The sequence below is a fragment of the Streptomyces sp. NPDC051677 genome, from assembly GCF_044453465.1.
Taxonomy (GTDB): Bacteria; Actinomycetota; Actinomycetes; order Streptomycetales; family Streptomycetaceae; genus Streptomyces.
Window position 1 is genome coordinate 1 of sequence record NZ_JBITCT010000143.1, and the last position, 1490, is coordinate 1490.

At 68.1% G+C, this 1490-nt stretch carries 1 protein-coding gene; it reads left to right on the forward strand.

What is annotated here, in order from left to right; all coding sequences use genetic code 11:
* Positions 1-70 precede the first annotated feature (70 nt).
* Positions 71-1483 carry an IS30 family transposase gene (locus ACIBAF_RS49265; RefSeq protein ID WP_399473419.1) on the forward strand — a complete coding sequence of 471 codons (1413 nt, stop codon included), beginning with the start codon at positions 71-73 and terminating at the stop codon, positions 1481-1483.
* Positions 1484-1490 lie beyond the last annotated feature (7 nt).

Here is a 1490-nt window from a genome sequence, read left to right on the forward strand (position 1 = left end):
GGCGAATTCAACTGGTCGTCGCAACACCTTCTGATCACGGAGGTGTGCAATGGGACGACCGAGGAAGCAGATGCCGCAGGCGCCGCCGGGTGCGCGGCGGCAGTGGGCTGCGGACCGGGCGATGCGGCCGCCGATGCGCTCGCCGGGCCGGCCTGAGCCATCGCGTGCTGTGCAACGGGAGTTCTGGCGTCTGATCGCATCCGGGGTCACCTCGGTCCAGGCCGCCGAGGGGGTCGGCGTGTCGGCACCGGTCGGGATTCGATGGTTCCGACACGCTGGCGGGATGGCGCCGCTGAGTCTGGACGAGCCCTCGGGCCGCTACCTGTCGTTCGCCGAACGCGAGGAGATCGCCTTGCTCAGGGCCCGGGACAAGGGCGTGCGTGAGATCGCCCGCACGCTCGGGCGCGACCCGGGAACGATCTCTCGCGAGCTGCGCCGCAACGCCGCGACCAGGGGCGGTAAGCCGGTCTACCGCGCCGTGGTGGCCCAGTGGAAGGCGCAGCAGGCCGCGAAGCGCCCGAAGACGGCCAAGCTTGTGGGCAACGACCGTTTGCGTGAGTACGTGCAGGACCGACTCGCCGGTGACGTGCGCCGCCCCGACGGCACGATCGTTCCAGGTCCTGCGACGCCGCCGTGGAAGGGCCTGAACAAGCCCCATCGCCAGGACAGGCGGTGGTCAACGGCATGGAGCCCGGAGCAGATCGCCTGCCGGCTGCGGGTCGACTTCCCTGATGATGAGTCCATGCGCATCAGCCATGAGGCGATCTACCAGTCGCTGTTCATCGAGGGGCGAGGCGCGCTCAAGCGCGAGCTGGTCACGTGCTTGCGCACGGGCCGTGCACTGCGGGAGCCAATGGCGAGGTCCCGGAACAAACCGCAGGGCCACGTCACCGCTGACGTCGTTCTCAGGGAGCGCCCGGCCGAGGCCGACGACCGTGCTGTCCCTGGCCATTGGGAGGGCGACCTGATCATCGGGACGGGCAGGTCGGCGATCGGCACGCTCGTCGAGCGCAGCAGCCGGTCCACGCTCCTGGTCCATCTGCCGCGGCTGGAGGGCTGGGGCGAGAAACCGTACGTCAAGAACGGGCCATCGCTCGGCGGATACGGGGCCGCCGCGATGAACGCGGCGCTGACGGAAGCGATGACCAAGTTGCCCGGGCAACTACGCAAGACCCTCACCTGGGACCGCGGGAAGGAGCTCTCAGGCCACGCTCAGTTCGCCATGGAGAGCGGGACGCGGGTGTTCTTCGCTGACCCGCACTCGCCCTGGCAGCGACCGACGAACGAGAACACCAACGGGCTGTTGCGACAGTATTTTCCGAAAGGCACAGACCTGTCCCGGTGGTCCGCCGAAGACCTCGAAGCCGTCGCATACGCACTCAACAACCGGCCCCGCAAGATCCTCGGCTGGAAGACCCCCGCCGAAGTCTTCGAAGAACAACTACGCTCACTTCAACAACCCGGTGTTGCATCGACCGGTTGAACTCGCC

Coding starts and splice junctions, on each gene's coding strand:
- ACIBAF_RS49265 (WP_399473419.1), top strand. CDS start 71: ATGCCGCAGGCGCCGCCGGGTGCGCGGCGGCAGTGGGCTGCGGACCGG.